This is a genomic window from Candidatus Sysuiplasma jiujiangense (assembly GCA_019721075.1).
GTDB classification, from domain to species: domain Archaea; phylum Thermoplasmatota; class Thermoplasmata; order Sysuiplasmatales; family Sysuiplasmataceae; genus Sysuiplasma; species Sysuiplasma jiujiangense.
Genome location: JAHEAD010000011.1, coordinates 1 through 13,955, shown reverse-complemented (window position 1 = coordinate 13,955; position 13,955 = coordinate 1). Strand labels below are relative to the sequence as shown.

The window sequence follows — 13,955 nt, the reverse complement described above, 5'->3', positions numbered from 1 at the left end:
TTTACGGAAAAGGCCTGGCGGCGGACAGGTGTTACTGTATTTCAGCATCGGTGCTTTCAGCGAATGCCGTCGTCGATGAATTTCAGTACCTTTTCAGGAAGCCTCCAGCCGGCTGCACCGAAATTCTCATGAAGATGATCGGCGCTGCTCGACTTCGGTATCGGGAGTGCTCCCTTGGAAATGAGCCAGTTGAGTGCGACCTGGGCCTTCGTCCTGGAAACCATGCTTGCCGCTTCGGCGAGTATTCTGCCGGTTCTGCCGCTGAATACCTTTCCCCTCGACAGTGGTTCGTAGGCGATGATGCCTATGCCCTCCTTCCTGCAGTAATCCGTCAGGCCGTTTTCCGGATTCCTGTCGGCAAGGCTGTACGAAACCTGGTCAGAGATTATGTCGTACCTAGACATATGGCTCCTGGCATCATGTATGAGCTCCGGGCCGAAGTTGCTCACGCCAATGTACCTCACCCTGCCGTCATCAACGAGCTTTTCCATCGCCTTCATCGTTTCGCGCAGGGGTATGTCATCGCTTGGCCAGTGTATCTGGTAGAGGTCGATTTGCTTCCTCCTGAGACGCTTCAGGCTCGCTTCCGCGGCCCTGATGACATCGTCGTAATGGAGGTTCGTCTGCCAGACCTTTGTCGCAATGAACACCTCCCTGCCTTCTGCCGCCTCTCCCACAAGCTCCTCGGTATGGCCTCCCCCGTACATTTCAGCCGTATCAATGAAACTGTAGCCAATTTCAAGTGCGTTCCTGATTGCATCCATTTCTCGCCGATCGTTTGAGTTGTCCGGCTTCGAGCTTCCGCCCATCTTCCATGTTCCGAGGCCGATGTCAGGCATCCTCACCTTTTCCCTGCGGCCGAATTCCAGTGATTTCATGTTGCGTATCGGCCATCCGGATCTGTTCTGCCTGTATTAAAATGAGAGGTTTTTCCGGTGGTATCGGCTGACTGGAGGGAGATATGTCTTTTTGCCACCATGGGCAACAGTAAACTATAATTGAAGGTATTGTGAGCCGTTGCGGAGCAATCCATGTTCTACGACGGTTATTTCGGCATCCTGGATTTCGTAATAGCGATTACCGCTGTGTCCATGTTCGCATCAACAGTCAGAAGACAGCCCGGTGATCCAACATACTGGATACCGTTCAACCGCTACTCCCTTCTGCGGTACGCGTCCGGAGTGCTTCTGCTGTTCATATCCATCCTGTTCAGTTTCAGGAGAGACGACCTGTTTTCCTATGCGGTTGCCCTTGCCGGAATGTCACTGTTTCTGGCAGGCGCCGTGTTTTTCTTTGGCGCAAAGTCGCCGCTTTCACGCATAATTGCAACAGAGGGGGAGGAGGGTCCGGCGCTTTCACCCGCCGGCTTTTACAGGTTCTGCAGGCATCCTATGTATTTCGGTCTCATACTCTGTTCGTTCGGTCTTGCGATCGAACAGCTGAGCCCTGCCGGAACGGTGGTTGCCATCGTTGTCGTAATACCCGTGGTGGTCAGGTCGGTGCATGTCATAGACGCTTACTGGCGTTCGAAGACTGGTGCGGCATATGCCGCTTACCAGAAGGACGTAAATGCCCTGTTTCCGTCACGGAAAAATGCATGGCGCGGGGATGCCCCGGACCGGATGCAAAAAATATAACCCAAGACACTTTCCCTTCTGCACAATGCCTCATACATTTTCAGCGCCGGGAAAAATAATACTCTTCGGAGAGCATGCTGTTGTGTTCGGCGAGCCGGCAATATCAACGGCCATCAATCTTCGCAGCAACGTTACGGTCGCAGACTCGGATGACACCAGGCTCAACGGTTTTCCGGTAACCAGGGAAGCTGCCCCCTATGCCTTTCATGCACTGAGGCTCACCGGAAACCGCGGAAAATCGATAACCGTAAAATCGGACATACCGTCCGGCGGCGGTCTCGGCTCTTCGGCGGCCCTTTCAGCATCCCTTGTTGCCTCCCTCCTTCCGGGCGCGGAACGCCATGAGATTGCCCAGACTGCATACGACGTCGAATTCCATGCACAGGGACGGGCAAGCCCCATCGACACATCGACGGCTGTTCATGGCAATGCAATCTTCATAAGCAGCAGGACCGTTCCCGATGAGATATGGCTTGTCAGGGGGGCTGCAGTCCAGTGGCATGTGGGCAGACTCGACATCGGAAAACTCGGCGTGGTCGTCGGTTTTACCGGGCAGGGAGCCGCGACGGGTCCGATGGTCGAAAAGGTCAGAAACCTGTACGAGCGCTTCGCCACGGCCAGGGACGCAGTTGCGGAGATTGGTGCCGTTGCCATGGAAGCCAGGTCCGCCCTGAGAAACGGTGATATTGTGAAAATAGGGGATCTGATGAACAGGAATCAGGTACTGCTTTCGGTCATCGGCGTGAGCACGCGTGAACTCGAGAGCCTGATCAGCGCGGTTCTGCCCTATTCTTACGGAGCAAAGCTTACCGGCGCCGGCGGAGGGGGCAGCATCATAGCGCTCACCGACAAACCGTCCAGGGCGTCGGACGCCATTGCCGCAAGGGGTGGAATACCCTATATATGCGTGACCGGAGAAGAGGGACTCAGGAGGGAGCCGGTTGAAGGCAGACGTGATAGTTGAGTGCGGCCAGATTGCAACCCCGAAAGGAAGCGGTCAGCTTTCAGGCGACGGGATGAATTCGGTTTCGCTGACGGATGATGCAGCAATGGCAATAGCCGGCGGGAGATTCGCCGCATGCGGAAAACGGAAGAGGATCGAAAGAGACTTCACAGGCAGGAAGATCGAGCTGGGTGACAGGCTGATCATACCGTCCTTTGTCGACTGCCACTCGCACGCGCTTTTCGCAGGGAGCAGGGAGGACGAGCTGCAAAAGAAGCTGCGCGGCGTGCCCTATATGCAGATACTGAAGGAAGGGGGCGGCATATTGAGGACGGTCGCTTCAACCAGGCGGGCAAGCGTACGGCAGCTCATGTCGGAAACACGTAAAAGGCTTGACAGCATGCTCAGGAACGGCATTACCTGTGTGGAGGTGAAGAGCGGATACGGGCTGAACCTGGAGCAGGAACTCAGGATGCTTCGTGCTATCGGGAGATTAGGCTCCGAAAGACAGCTTACCGTCCCAACCTACCTGGGAGCGCATGCTGTCCCGCCCGAATCGGACAGGAGGACTTACGTCGATAATATAATAGACAGGCAGCTTCCGGCCGTCATCAGGAGCGGCCTGTCCTCAATCTGCGACATATTTGTTGAGGAGGGCGCTTTCACGACGGAAGACGCGGTCAGGATATTTGCCGCCGCCTCCAAACTCGGTTTCAGGCTGACTGCGCATGTGGATGAATTCTCAAGCACCGGCGCATCCGAAATACTCTCACGAATGGGAGCGGCAAGCCTCTCTCATCTTGCACATACCTCCTCCGACAGTTTCTCCGTTCTTGCTGAAAACGGTACAATAGGCATCATACTGCCCTCCACGCCGCTGTTTTCCCTGAGCTCGGAGTATCCGAAAGCCTCAAGGATGATTTCGGAGGGCATGGCGGTTGCCCTCGGGACAGACCTGAGTCCCAACTCCTGGAACGAGAGCATGATGCTCTCCGCACTTCTTTCAGTATACAGATGCGGCCTTACGCAGGAGGAAGCTCTCACGGCAGCAACCCTGAATGCCGCCTGCGCGGCAGGTACGGGCAGTGAGTGCGGCAGCATCGAGGCGGGCAAAAGGGCGGATTTCATATGTCTCGACATTGCGAGCTTCGGACGCCTGTTTTACAGCCATTCGGACTCTCTGATATTGTCTGTATACTCTGCAGGACATGAAGTATACAGAAGGCAATAGGAGCGGTGTCCGGTATCACTGACTTTTTCTCTGGATATTTTGCTGCATAATTTTATCTAACGAATCATGGCTCATTTCGGCAGCTTCCGGCATCCCGGGAGTCATTTCGTGCATGGAGAGGTTGCCATTGAAGTCGGAGCCGATCGGAGAGGAAACAGGTAATTACAACCTGGGCGCATTCATAGAGCTGCTGCCTGAAGCTGTCGTAATCACGGACAGGAAACTCACTGTTGTCGAATTCAATCATGCAGTGCTGAATGTACTGGGCGGCATCGAAAGGGGAAGCGAACTTTCCGTAGGAAGCGAATGGCAGAGCTACAAATCGGATGTACTGCTTTTCATCTCGACGGGAAAGAGCTTCGAATTTACGTTCACTGCCGCGAATTCCGGTTACATAGCGACATTCGTGCCCGTGGTCACCAGGGACGGAAAGGATTTTGTATACTGCACACTGCACCCCTCCGGTCAGAACCGGGGGGATGCAGGTCTCGGCCTTTCCGGTATGATAGAGGCTGTTCCGTTTCCGCTTTTTGTCGTAGATGCCGAAGGCAACGGTGTATCGTGGAACCGCGAGGCGTCCAAACTGCTGCACGACAGAAATGTTGATTTTACAGCCGGTGCACCCTTTTCCGGCATCCTTGAGATCGCCAGCCGCCCGCTGTTCGCCGATATGCTGAAGCAATGCAGCGCAGGCACAGGACAGATTTCCAGGCCGCTGGAATTCTCAGGCGGAAGTTTTTCCTCCGGCCGGGATGCGGTTAAATTTACTGTGACGCAGTATGACGGTGGAAAGAAGGGAAGATATTATTTCCTCATCGGCCGCACACACAGGAAGTACCAGGCGTCAGCATCAAGCGCCGGCATCGATGATGAGGCTGTGAAACTGCTGCACCTGCTGAGCGAGACAGAGCAGTTTCTGGAAAAGGACGGCTACTTCAGCAAGATGGCGCAGGGCATTGCAGATGCATATGACGCCGGCGCTGTGATAATATTCGAAGAAGCCGAAGGCATGGCAAAGGTGATAGGCGAAACGGCGTGTCCCGTCGGTATTTCAAGGAGACTGCTTTCGTGTGAGGGGGGAAACATATTCGAAAGCGAACTGATGCGGAGCGGAGAAGAGACAGTTGTGACCGAGGACAGCCAGTACCAGACCGCTCTCAGATATCTCTACACTCCGTTTGAAAGGCTCGTCTCCATTCCGCTTGTTTACGATGGAAGATCCGTAGGCGCAATATTCATGCTCTATATGGACCGAGGGCCGGCTGAGGAGGACGACCATTCTTATCTCACAGTGCTCTCCGGGATAGCTGCCAGAAAACTGACGGTGTTCCGCAGGATTCAGGGAATCAGGCTCGAATTGCAGGTACACAGCACTCTCTGGGATATTGTAAGGAAGCTTGAAAAGTCGTTCAGATCGTCTCAGCTCTACCAGTCACTCTCCAGGGAACTGCGCTATCTGTTTAGCGGATACGCCTCGTTCACATTTTTCAGGACCGGAGACGGAACGGACTACACAATGGTTGCGGCGGACGGAGCCAAGCCGGAGGGCAAGGGCAAGTCAGCCGTTTCCGGCGAAACATTTGACGGTCAGGCCATTAAATCGGACGTCTGGATTCTCGGAAAGGAGCAGAAATCGCTCCGTGAGGCGCTTCAGGTCGACGCGGAAGTGGATGTCGTAATCGTCAGGCATGCCTCACCTGGCCTGTACGGATTCACCGCGGTGGCATGCAGGGAGAAGATCGATGCTGAATCCGCCGGGTTTTACGCCGCACGTATGGCCGTCGGCCATATCAATTTCATCATATCGTCCGTGAGGGAGATAGAAAGACAGGAAAGGAGCTCAATGAGAGCGAGGCTCCTGAATATGTTGGCCGAAACATCGATGTCGTATATATCCGACGAGCGGAGACTGGACGAAATCCTCAGATGTGTCCGCGAATCCTTCCGCCCGGATGAAACTGCGATCTTCTCGCTGAAGGACGGTGTTTACGCCGGCGCCGACAACCTGCGAATGGCTAAAAACATGATGGCCGCCGAAACAATTTCAAAGCAGCTTCAGTCCGAGATAAGCGCATGCGCCGCATCCCTTGACTGCCTGAAGGCGGAAGTGAAGACTGACGGCAGGTCAGCTGTGGGCACCGAAGCGGTCCGCGAACTGCTGCTCATTCCCGCCGGTTCCGCCGGAGGTGTGGACAGGGTCGTCTCTGTCATGGCACCGGAGGGGGTAAGTTTCAGCTTCGACGATATCGAATTTGCTGAAGTCCTGTCGGCTATTGTGTCCCGTTCTGAACGTCAGAGGCGGAAGATGGCGGACATGTCTGACAGTGAGCTGTTCTACAAATCGCTCGCAACCGCAATCGCCAGTTTCAACGCGCACTTCCGGGATCGCCCGAGGGCAGAGACGCTTTCAAAGGCCCTTTACGGAATCATTCCGCATGATGATCTGGAATTGCTTGCCGACACGGGAGACGGTTTTGCGAGAAGGAAATTCACACTCAGGGAAAAGGAAAGTCCAGGCAGTCACGCACTGATATCCCTCTCTGATGTTTACGATTCTTCGCACCCGGATGAGGGAAATTGCCTTACCAGAAACAACACGCGTATTCCCTCGCTCTTCGGTCAGTCGGTCGGATCCGCTCTCGTATGCAGGATAACGGACGGCGGATCTCCATGGGGTTCGGTGGTGCTCTGGAGGAAATCACCCTGGGCATTCTCAAAAAGGGAAGGCAGGATGTTCGAGGCGGTGGTCGGCTCCGTTTCACCCTTCCTGATCGATGAAGCGCATTGATCATCAGCCTGCATGGCGGATGTTCTCAGATCAGGTCTTCGAACTCCCTGACGAGTTCGGGATATTTTTCCCTGACGGCCCTGAGTATCTCCTTCGTCGACAGGTTTTCCATCGGAACGGACGAGAGCGCATCAATGAGCTTGTCAAGCGTTTCATCGTCAAGTGATATCAGCTTCTCCTTTGCCATGTAATCTCTGTATAATTTTTCCTCGAGAAGCGCCCTCCAGCCTTCCTCGTAACGCTGGAGGTATTCCGACGATACGTCCCCGGCCTTCACAGCCTCTGCTGCAATGCGTCCGCACACGCTGCCGGCGATCACGCCGTTGCTTATTCCTCCGCCTGTAAGAGGGTCTATCATCCTCGCAGCATCTCCGACAAGCATTATGCCGTCGGAGACAGTCCTGTCAAGCGGTGCGCTAACGGAAACACCCCCGCTGACAGTTTCGAGTATGTCCGCATTCCTGAAGCGGCTGTCCTTCTCTATGAATGCATCCAGATAGTCCTTGGCCTCGCTGGCACCCTTTATTTTCGAAAGCAGAAGACCAATGCCGACATTGGCGACTTGCCTGCTCTTGGGAAATATCCATACATACCCACCTGGAGCCACAGATCCGATATAGAAGTCAGTGAATCTGGGGTCCAGGTCAAGACCTGTCATACGGTACTGCAGGTTGGAGGTGGTGTCGCGCGTCTTGAGGTTCGTGTTCATTCCGGCCCACCTGGCAACCTGCGATTCGAAACCGTCCGCTCCTATGATCAGCTTTGCCCTGACATCCCGGGTTTCTCCCATGCGCCTTAGCGTGACTCCCGAGATTTTTCCGTCGTCATGCAGGAGCGAAATGACAGCCGTCTTTGTCGAAATTTCCGCTCCGGCCCTGGCAGCAAGCATCGCGAGATGTTTGTCGAACTCGTCCCTTTCGATGACGGCACCAACCTCATCGCCGGCGTTTTTGGCATCGATCAGCAGATGCCTTCCCGAAGGGCCGAAAATACGGGCGCCGGTGACCTGATTGACGAACCAGCGCGGATCCGGCTGAATGTCCACATGTTTGAATATTTCCATGGAGACACCCTCGCCGCATCTGACCGGCGACCCTATTTCCTGTCTCTTTTCGACCAGCAGGACGTCTGCGCCGTTCATTGCCGCATATCTGGCTGCGGTGCTGCCCGAGGGGCCGGCACCGACAACAACAACATCGTATTCGTCTTTGAAGAACATAGCTGCACCGGACAATGGGAGTGATTTGTCTCAAATCACTGTTTGTACTCGATTGAAAGGCGTGCTTAAAACCTTATCCTTCGTTCAGGCGGGAACCCTGAGACCGCGCGTCCTTATAAGACTCAGGGCGCCCACCGGGCATGCCTTTACGCAAAGGCCGCAGTCCGTGCAGTCGTCATTGAAGTCCAGTATGACCTCATTAAGGTATATCGCATTTGCAGGGCAGGCACCTACGCATGCGCCGCAATGCATGCACCTGTCATCGTTTAGTTCTATCAATCCGATACCTCCGCGAACAAACTTCCAACTACTATTAAACCCTATTCAGCAGTTTATTCCGACTGAAAGCGCCGTGGACGGGACAACCGTCCGGCGTCTCTCTGCCTTCCGGTCCAGTCCACTGATTTCACTGAATAAGTTTAAATGTATTGTAGTCATAAGTGCTACAAATACATGAATCTCATTAAGCTTCTGGGGGAAAATCTCGATGAGCTCCGCCAGGAGTATGAAAGTGTCATAGCAGTGCTGAAAAACTGCGGACTCTCCGAATATGAAGCACGTTCGTACATGGCTCTTGTTGTGCTGAGTTTCGGGACGCCCCAGCGGGTCGCAGAGGTTGCCCAGATACCGCGGACTTCCGCATACAAGGCTCTGACGCTGCTGGAAAAGAGGGGGTACGCAAGTTCGTCTGCCGGCAAGCCGAAGGTATTTCATCCGGAAGACCCCATTACGAAAGGGGATGAGGTTGCCGAGCAGATAAGGGATGCATTCAGAAAACTTTCACTCGTCAGCGGCATGCTGAGCGAGAAAGGCGTTCCGCAGCTCATCTATACAATTGTCGGAAACGAAAAGGTGATGGAGAAGATTGCCGAGCTCGTCGATTCCGCGACTTCCAGACTTATAATCTCAACGCCCGCCATCAGGGATATCCGCAAGAAGATCGGAAAGAAGTTCGCCGATGCAAAGAAGCGGGGAGTGCATATTACCGTCATAACCGCCCCTTCCGTCAAACTGCCGGAGCACACCGACAGTTTCCGTGTTACGGAACTGCTCGCCACAGATATAGTGTGCGACGGAAAGAAGGCTCTTATTGCGGCCCCGGATCTTAATGCGTGCGGTTTCACCGACAATGAATCACTTGCTGAGCATCTCGAATCATTTCTGAAGATGCTCACTACAAAGCTCGCACTGAACCCTTCTGTCCGGGAATGAGTGCACCGGCACCAGGATCAGCCGGCATCCCGCTCCCGCTCCTTCATAGAGCGGACGATTCTCTTCATCTTCTTTTCCCTCTTCGAGCTTGCACGCAGAAAAGCCTCATCACGCGTATTCTCCGCGACCATGATTACAACCCTTCCGACAGAGCTCCTTCCCGTCCTCCCCTTTCTCTGTATGTACCTTATTTCGCTGGGAATGGGCTCATAGAAAACGACCAGGTCCACATCCGGGACATCAATCCCCTCCTCCCCTATGCTGCTTGCAAGCAGAACATTGAACCTGCCGGCCGCGAAATCGCCAATCGTCTTCTTCTGCTCCTTCTGGGTCATCCCCCTGTTCTTCCCGCGATCCGCCTGCCCTATGAATCTCTCGAACCTGATGCCCCTTTCCTCCAGTACGGGTGCAATACTCTCTATCGTATCGCGGTACTGCGTGAAGACCATTATGAGGCTGCCCGGTTTCCGTGCCATCTGCTCTTCCAGTATTTCCTTCAGGCGTACAATTTTCGGATGGGAAAGACTGCCGGCGGTTTTGAGCATTCCGACGACCTCCTTCACCCGGCTGTCGTTGAGAAACCCCTTCTCTATCCTGCTGGGCTTTTCAGAATTTGACAGTCTTTCAAGATACAGACGCAGCGGCTCTATTCCCTGCGTCTCCAGAAGCTCCGAGCAGTGATACGCATGGATTGCAACAATGCTGTTGTGCATGGCGCCGAACAGGTAGCCGCTTCTTTTTTTCCTTGCCATTATCGCCGCTCTCACGGAGAGAAGATCCTTCCTGGAAACCATGTCAGCCTTCTTGTAACGCAGGAATCCCATTCTCTGCAGCCTGACAATCTTCTCATGCAGCAGATCATCCATGGGCCTCAGCAGCTTGTCCATCTCATCGGTGAGCCTCACCCTCACGATATCCTCCTTCACATCCTTGATGTAGGAGTTTACATCGATGTCCTCCCTTTCCCTGATTTCCACCCTGTCTATGTTCAGTGCTGCGAGTATGTCCTCTATCTTGTCCCTCTTTGCTCCAGGAGAAGCCGTGAGGCCGAGGATGCGCACCCCCATTTCGGTGCACTGCTTTGCGACCTCAACGTAGGAGTAGTTTCCTACAGCCCTGTGAGCCTCATCGAACACACAGAGCGAAACATCGGAGAGGTCATACAGCTTCTCTTTCAGATCATTGTCTATTGACTGCGGTGTGGAAAAAATTATTCGCTTTGAAACCCACAGTTCTCTTCTGTCAGAGGCCGGAATCGATCCGGTGAAGAGCGCAAACGATTTCAGGGAGAACATTCTGTTGAAACTCTCTAGATGCTGCATCACCAGCGGGCGTGTAGGTGCAAGAAAAAGTATCTTCTTCCCTCCCTTCCTCAGCACCTCCGCTGCTGCCAGCATCGCAATCAGCGTTTTCCCAAGACCTGTCGGCAGGACAACAAGCAGGTTGCTGTCAACTGCAATCCTGGCCAGTTCGACCTGGAATTCCCTGTACTGTACAACCTTCTCCGCCAGGAACGGGTGGTAAACAAACTCCCCGTCCCTTTCTATTCCCCTTTTAGTGTCTATTGTGATGAAATCAAAAAGTGTCGACTGGGAATTCTGCACGCCTACTGCGATGAACTCACTAATATTTGATTGTGGCTCTCCAGCCCGTCCGGCAGGCGCACAGACGGACCGACAATCGAGCCGCTGATTGTGCACTCCCTTCCTGCCTCGGCCCCCCTCATTATGACGCTGTTCTCTATTGCGCATCCTTCAGAAATGCCTGCACCGGACTCGATATAAACGTTGGGGCCTATCCTTGAACCCTTCACGGCGGCGCCGCGCTCGACGGCCACCGGCCTGCTTATTGCGCAGCCGTCGACTTTTGCACCCTTCTCTATGCCCAGCCCTTCAATCGTGAGCAATATCCTCTGCGCTGTCAGGTAGGAACGGAGGGAGCCGCAGTCCACCCAGTAACCGCTGAACTGATAACCATACAGCCTGGATCCTGCGAGTCCGGGAAACACATCCTTTTCCAGCGAGAACGATCTGCCGTCCATCGAGTCGAATATGGTGCTGTCCATGATATATGTTCCGGCATTGATGAGGCGGCTGAAGGCCTCCTCCCGCCTGGGCTTCTCCATGAATTCAGTGATTGTGAAGTCCTTCTCAAGTCTCACGATGCCGAAATGTTCGGGTTCATCCACTTCCCAAAGAGATATTGTTGCAGTAGACCCCATGGATCTGTGAAAGGAGAGCATATCGCCAATCCTGAGTGAATTAACCACGTCTCCGTTGAAAACGATAAATTCGTCGCCGAGTCTGTTTCTCAGATTCCATAGCGCACCGGCAGTTCCCAGCGGCTTCTCTTCGGGCACGACCTCAATTCCGGGTCGCACATTCTCCGCGCTGGTAAAGTAGGCGCGCAAATCATCCGATCTGTATCCTGCGGCAATGTATACATTGTCCACCTCCTGAGGAATTGAATCAACAATTCTCCTGATGAGCGGGGTGCCCGCCATGTTTACCAGCGGCTTCGGTATGTGATTGGTCAGCGGTCTCAGTCTTGTACCGAGTCCTCCCGCAAGAATGACTGCACTGACCAACAGGCATCACACCATTTTCAGGGTGCAGGCCATTGAACTCACGCCGAAATGCAAACTACGTTGTTCCCTCTCAGTATGACGGAGCCTATTTTCCTTGTCTGGTCTGCCGTCCTTTCCTCGGTGTCTTCGAGAACGACGTTCATGAATTCATCATATCCGATAAGTCTGCCTTCCAGGACCCTGCTGTCCTTCAGTATCAGCGTTACGCGTTTGTTCAGCGATTTCTCGAGGAGTGCGAGAGGCATTACCATAACAACCACGCATCTAACATTGGATTGAAATTTAATGCTTTCGCTCTTTTGCCGTGAAAAAAACATAAATGAAAAAATGTAAATGGTTTGAACTGTCTGCGATGCAGTGTCCCTGAGCCGGCGGCTTCAGTATTCGTCTCCGCCCATTCCGCCTGCGCCGGGCCCGCCCCTCGGAGGCGTGAGATCCTTGGCCTTTGATGCTATTACGTCGTCTATCTTCAGTATCATAACGGCCGCGTCCGTTGCGGAGTGTATTGCCTGCTTTCCGACGCGTATCGGTTCAATGACCTTCTCCCTCTTCATGTCACCAACTTTGCCCGTGACAACATTGACGCCGGCTGATACCTGTCCGTTCTTGTGTGCCTTCCGGATGTCAATCAGTATGTCAATCGGGTCGAGACCCGCATTTTCGGCCAGTGTTGTCGGAATGACCTCCATCGCCTCTGCGTATGCCTCAATCGCAATCTGTTCCCTTCCGCCGATGGATGTTGCATAGTCCCTAAGTTTAAGCGCCAGCTCTGTGGCTGTCGCGCCTCCGCCGTATGTCATTCTTCCGTCTTCGATTGCAACAGAGACCACGCTGGTGGCGTCGACAAGTGAACGCTCAATCTCGTCGACAACATGCTCTGTCCCGCCGCGTATCAGAACTGAAACAGCCTTCGGATTCTTGCATCCGGTGACAAATGTCATTCTGTCATCGAGCACCTTTTTCTCTTCGACGAGCTGTGCGTTTCCGAGGTCCGAGGGTGTCAGATCGTCTATTCTGCTGACTATATTGGCGCCGGTGGCCTTGGCCAGTTTCTCCATATCGGACTTCTTTACCCTTTTGACAGCATAGACCTTGTTCTTTGAAAGGTAGTGTGCGGCCAGGTCATCGATGCCCTTCTGGCAGAACACGACATTTGCACCGCTTTCGTTCACCTTCTCAACCATCCTCTTTATCATGTTTTCCTCTTCGGTGAGGAAGAGCTGCAATTTCGAAGGGTCGGTTATCTCTATCTTTGCGTCAATCTCCGTCTTCTTGATTTCGAGTGCCGCATCGAGCAGTGCTATTTTTGCCTTTTCGACCTGTTTCGGCATTGCCGTGTGCGCGGCCTCCTTGTCGACTATGATACCGGAAATGAGCTCTGTTTCGTCTATGCTTGCGCCATGCTTCTTCACGAACTGAATGTTGTCGTCGTCGACCAGGTATTTTCCGTCCCTCTCCTCCACAACAGAGGTAACAGCGTCAACAGCAACCTTCGCGAGCACGTCCATTGAGCTGCTGGCACTCTTGCTGTACATGGCCGTCTTTGCAATGTCCACAAGGACATCCTTGTCCTTAACTGAAACGGGAAGAGATATCTTCTCAAGGACTTCGATTGCCTTTGCTTCGGCCATTCTGTAGCCCTTGATGATGACCGTCGGGTGGACGTTCTGCTCTATGAGCGATTCAGCCTTCTTCAGGTATTCGCCTGCAAGAACCACCGAAGTCGTTGTGCCGTCGCCGGCCTCCTCATCCTGAGTCTTTGCAACCTCAATGATCATTTTTGCCGCCGGATGTTCGACTTCGAGTTCCTTGAGTATTGTCACGCCGTCATTTGTGATTGTGACATCACCAAGGCCCCCGACCAGCATTTTGTCCATTCCCCTCGGTCCGAGCGTTGTTCTTACTGCATCCGCAATAGCCTTTGCGGCTGCAATGTTCTCGAACTGAGCACCTTTTCCCTTTTCTCTTCTTGTTCCTTCTTTCAGAACCAGTATTGGTGTATTTCCTGCTTGTCCTATCATAGTTTTTACCCCTTCGTTCAGATCTTGTGCAGGCCTGCCCCGCCATCCGGACGGCAGACCGTACTGTTTGTTGCGAATTGTTAAGTAAGCACTTCTATAAAAAGGCTTCTAGTGGTCTCGCTTTGGGACAAAATTACTGTTCGGTCCCTTTCAGCATTTCCGGATGTGTGTATGTGAGGTAGCAGCACTGCCTTACATTGTGCACATCCGCCTTCAGGAACTCTTCCGTCTTCTTTCTCTCCGGCAGCTTCTTCCTTATCTTTGCCGGGAGTCTCCTCTTCAGCATGGACATTACAGTTTCCGCATTGGATCGCATG

The 13,955-nt window shown here is 53.5% G+C and carries 13 protein-coding genes; 5 read left to right on the top strand and 8 right to left on the bottom strand.

Features of this window, described 5'->3' with window-relative positions:
* Positions 1-56: 56 nt before the first annotated feature.
* A complete protein-coding gene (locus KIS29_07275) occupies positions 57-878 on the bottom strand; it encodes an aldo/keto reductase (protein ID MBX8640120.1) in 822 nt (273 codons plus the stop codon).
* A 153-nt stretch (positions 879-1,031) separates the two neighbouring features.
* Here KIS29_07275 and KIS29_07270 point away from each other — a divergent pair, with 153 nt between their 5' ends.
* The 4 genes from KIS29_07270 (at position 1,032) to KIS29_07255 (ending at position 6,599) form a co-directional block, all read left to right on the top strand.
* Positions 1,032-1,637 carry a DUF1295 domain-containing protein gene (locus KIS29_07270; GenBank protein ID MBX8640119.1) on the top strand — a complete coding sequence of 202 codons (606 nt, stop codon included), beginning with the start codon at positions 1,032-1,034 and terminating at the stop codon, positions 1,635-1,637.
* A 25-nt stretch (positions 1,638-1,662) separates the two neighbouring features.
* Positions 1,663-2,601: a mevalonate kinase gene (mvk, locus tag KIS29_07265; GenBank protein ID MBX8640118.1), complete on the top strand. Its 939-nt coding sequence runs from the start codon at positions 1,663-1,665 to the stop codon at positions 2,599-2,601.
* Complete coding sequence (hutI, locus tag KIS29_07260) at positions 2,579-3,811, top strand: imidazolonepropionase (GenBank protein MBX8640117.1); 1,233 nt, start codon at positions 2,579-2,581, stop codon at positions 3,809-3,811. The genes mvk and hutI overlap by 23 nt, the downstream gene beginning before the upstream one ends.
* Before the next feature lie 127 nt (positions 3,812-3,938).
* Positions 3,939-6,599 (top strand): hypothetical protein, encoded by a 2,661-nt coding sequence (locus KIS29_07255; GenBank protein ID MBX8640116.1) that lies wholly within the window; start codon positions 3,939-3,941, stop codon positions 6,597-6,599.
* A gap of 25 nt (positions 6,600-6,624) precedes the next feature.
* Here the strand turns inward: KIS29_07255 and KIS29_07250 are convergent, their stop codons facing one another.
* On the bottom strand, positions 6,625-7,818 hold the full coding sequence (locus KIS29_07250; GenBank protein MBX8640115.1) for an NAD(P)/FAD-dependent oxidoreductase: 1,194 nt from the start codon (positions 7,816-7,818) through the stop codon (positions 6,625-6,627).
* 84 nt (positions 7,819-7,902) lie between these two features.
* Entirely contained in the window at positions 7,903-8,094 is a 192-nt protein-coding gene (locus tag KIS29_07245; protein ID MBX8640114.1) for a 4Fe-4S binding protein, read from the bottom strand.
* Between the two features lie 177 nt (positions 8,095-8,271).
* Here KIS29_07245 and KIS29_07240 point away from each other — a divergent pair, with 177 nt between their 5' ends.
* Positions 8,272-9,030 carry a TrmB family transcriptional regulator gene (locus KIS29_07240; GenBank protein MBX8640113.1) on the top strand — a complete coding sequence of 253 codons (759 nt, stop codon included), beginning with the start codon at positions 8,272-8,274 and terminating at the stop codon, positions 9,028-9,030.
* A 17-nt stretch (positions 9,031-9,047) separates the two neighbouring features.
* On the opposite strand, the gene KIS29_07235 is transcribed toward KIS29_07240, so the two are convergent.
* The 5 genes from KIS29_07235 to KIS29_07215 form a co-directional block, all read right to left on the bottom strand.
* Entirely contained in the window at positions 9,048-10,634 is a 1,587-nt protein-coding gene (locus KIS29_07235) for a DEAD/DEAH box helicase family protein (protein MBX8640112.1), read from the bottom strand.
* 2 nt (positions 10,635-10,636) lie between these two features.
* Positions 10,637-11,617: an NDP-sugar synthase gene (locus KIS29_07230; GenBank protein ID MBX8640111.1), complete on the bottom strand. Its 981-nt coding sequence runs from the start codon at positions 11,615-11,617 to the stop codon at positions 10,637-10,639.
* Positions 11,618-11,655: 38 nt separating this feature from the next.
* Positions 11,656-11,868: an RNA-binding protein gene (locus tag KIS29_07225; protein MBX8640110.1), complete on the bottom strand. Its 213-nt coding sequence runs from the start codon at positions 11,866-11,868 to the stop codon at positions 11,656-11,658.
* Between the two features lie 126 nt (positions 11,869-11,994).
* Complete coding sequence (locus KIS29_07220; protein MBX8640109.1) at positions 11,995-13,638, bottom strand: TCP-1/cpn60 chaperonin family protein; 1,644 nt, start codon at positions 13,636-13,638, stop codon at positions 11,995-11,997.
* Between the two features lie 133 nt (positions 13,639-13,771).
* A partial coding sequence (locus KIS29_07215; GenBank protein MBX8640108.1) for a hypothetical protein occupies positions 13,772-13,955 on the bottom strand: 184 nt, incomplete at its 5' end.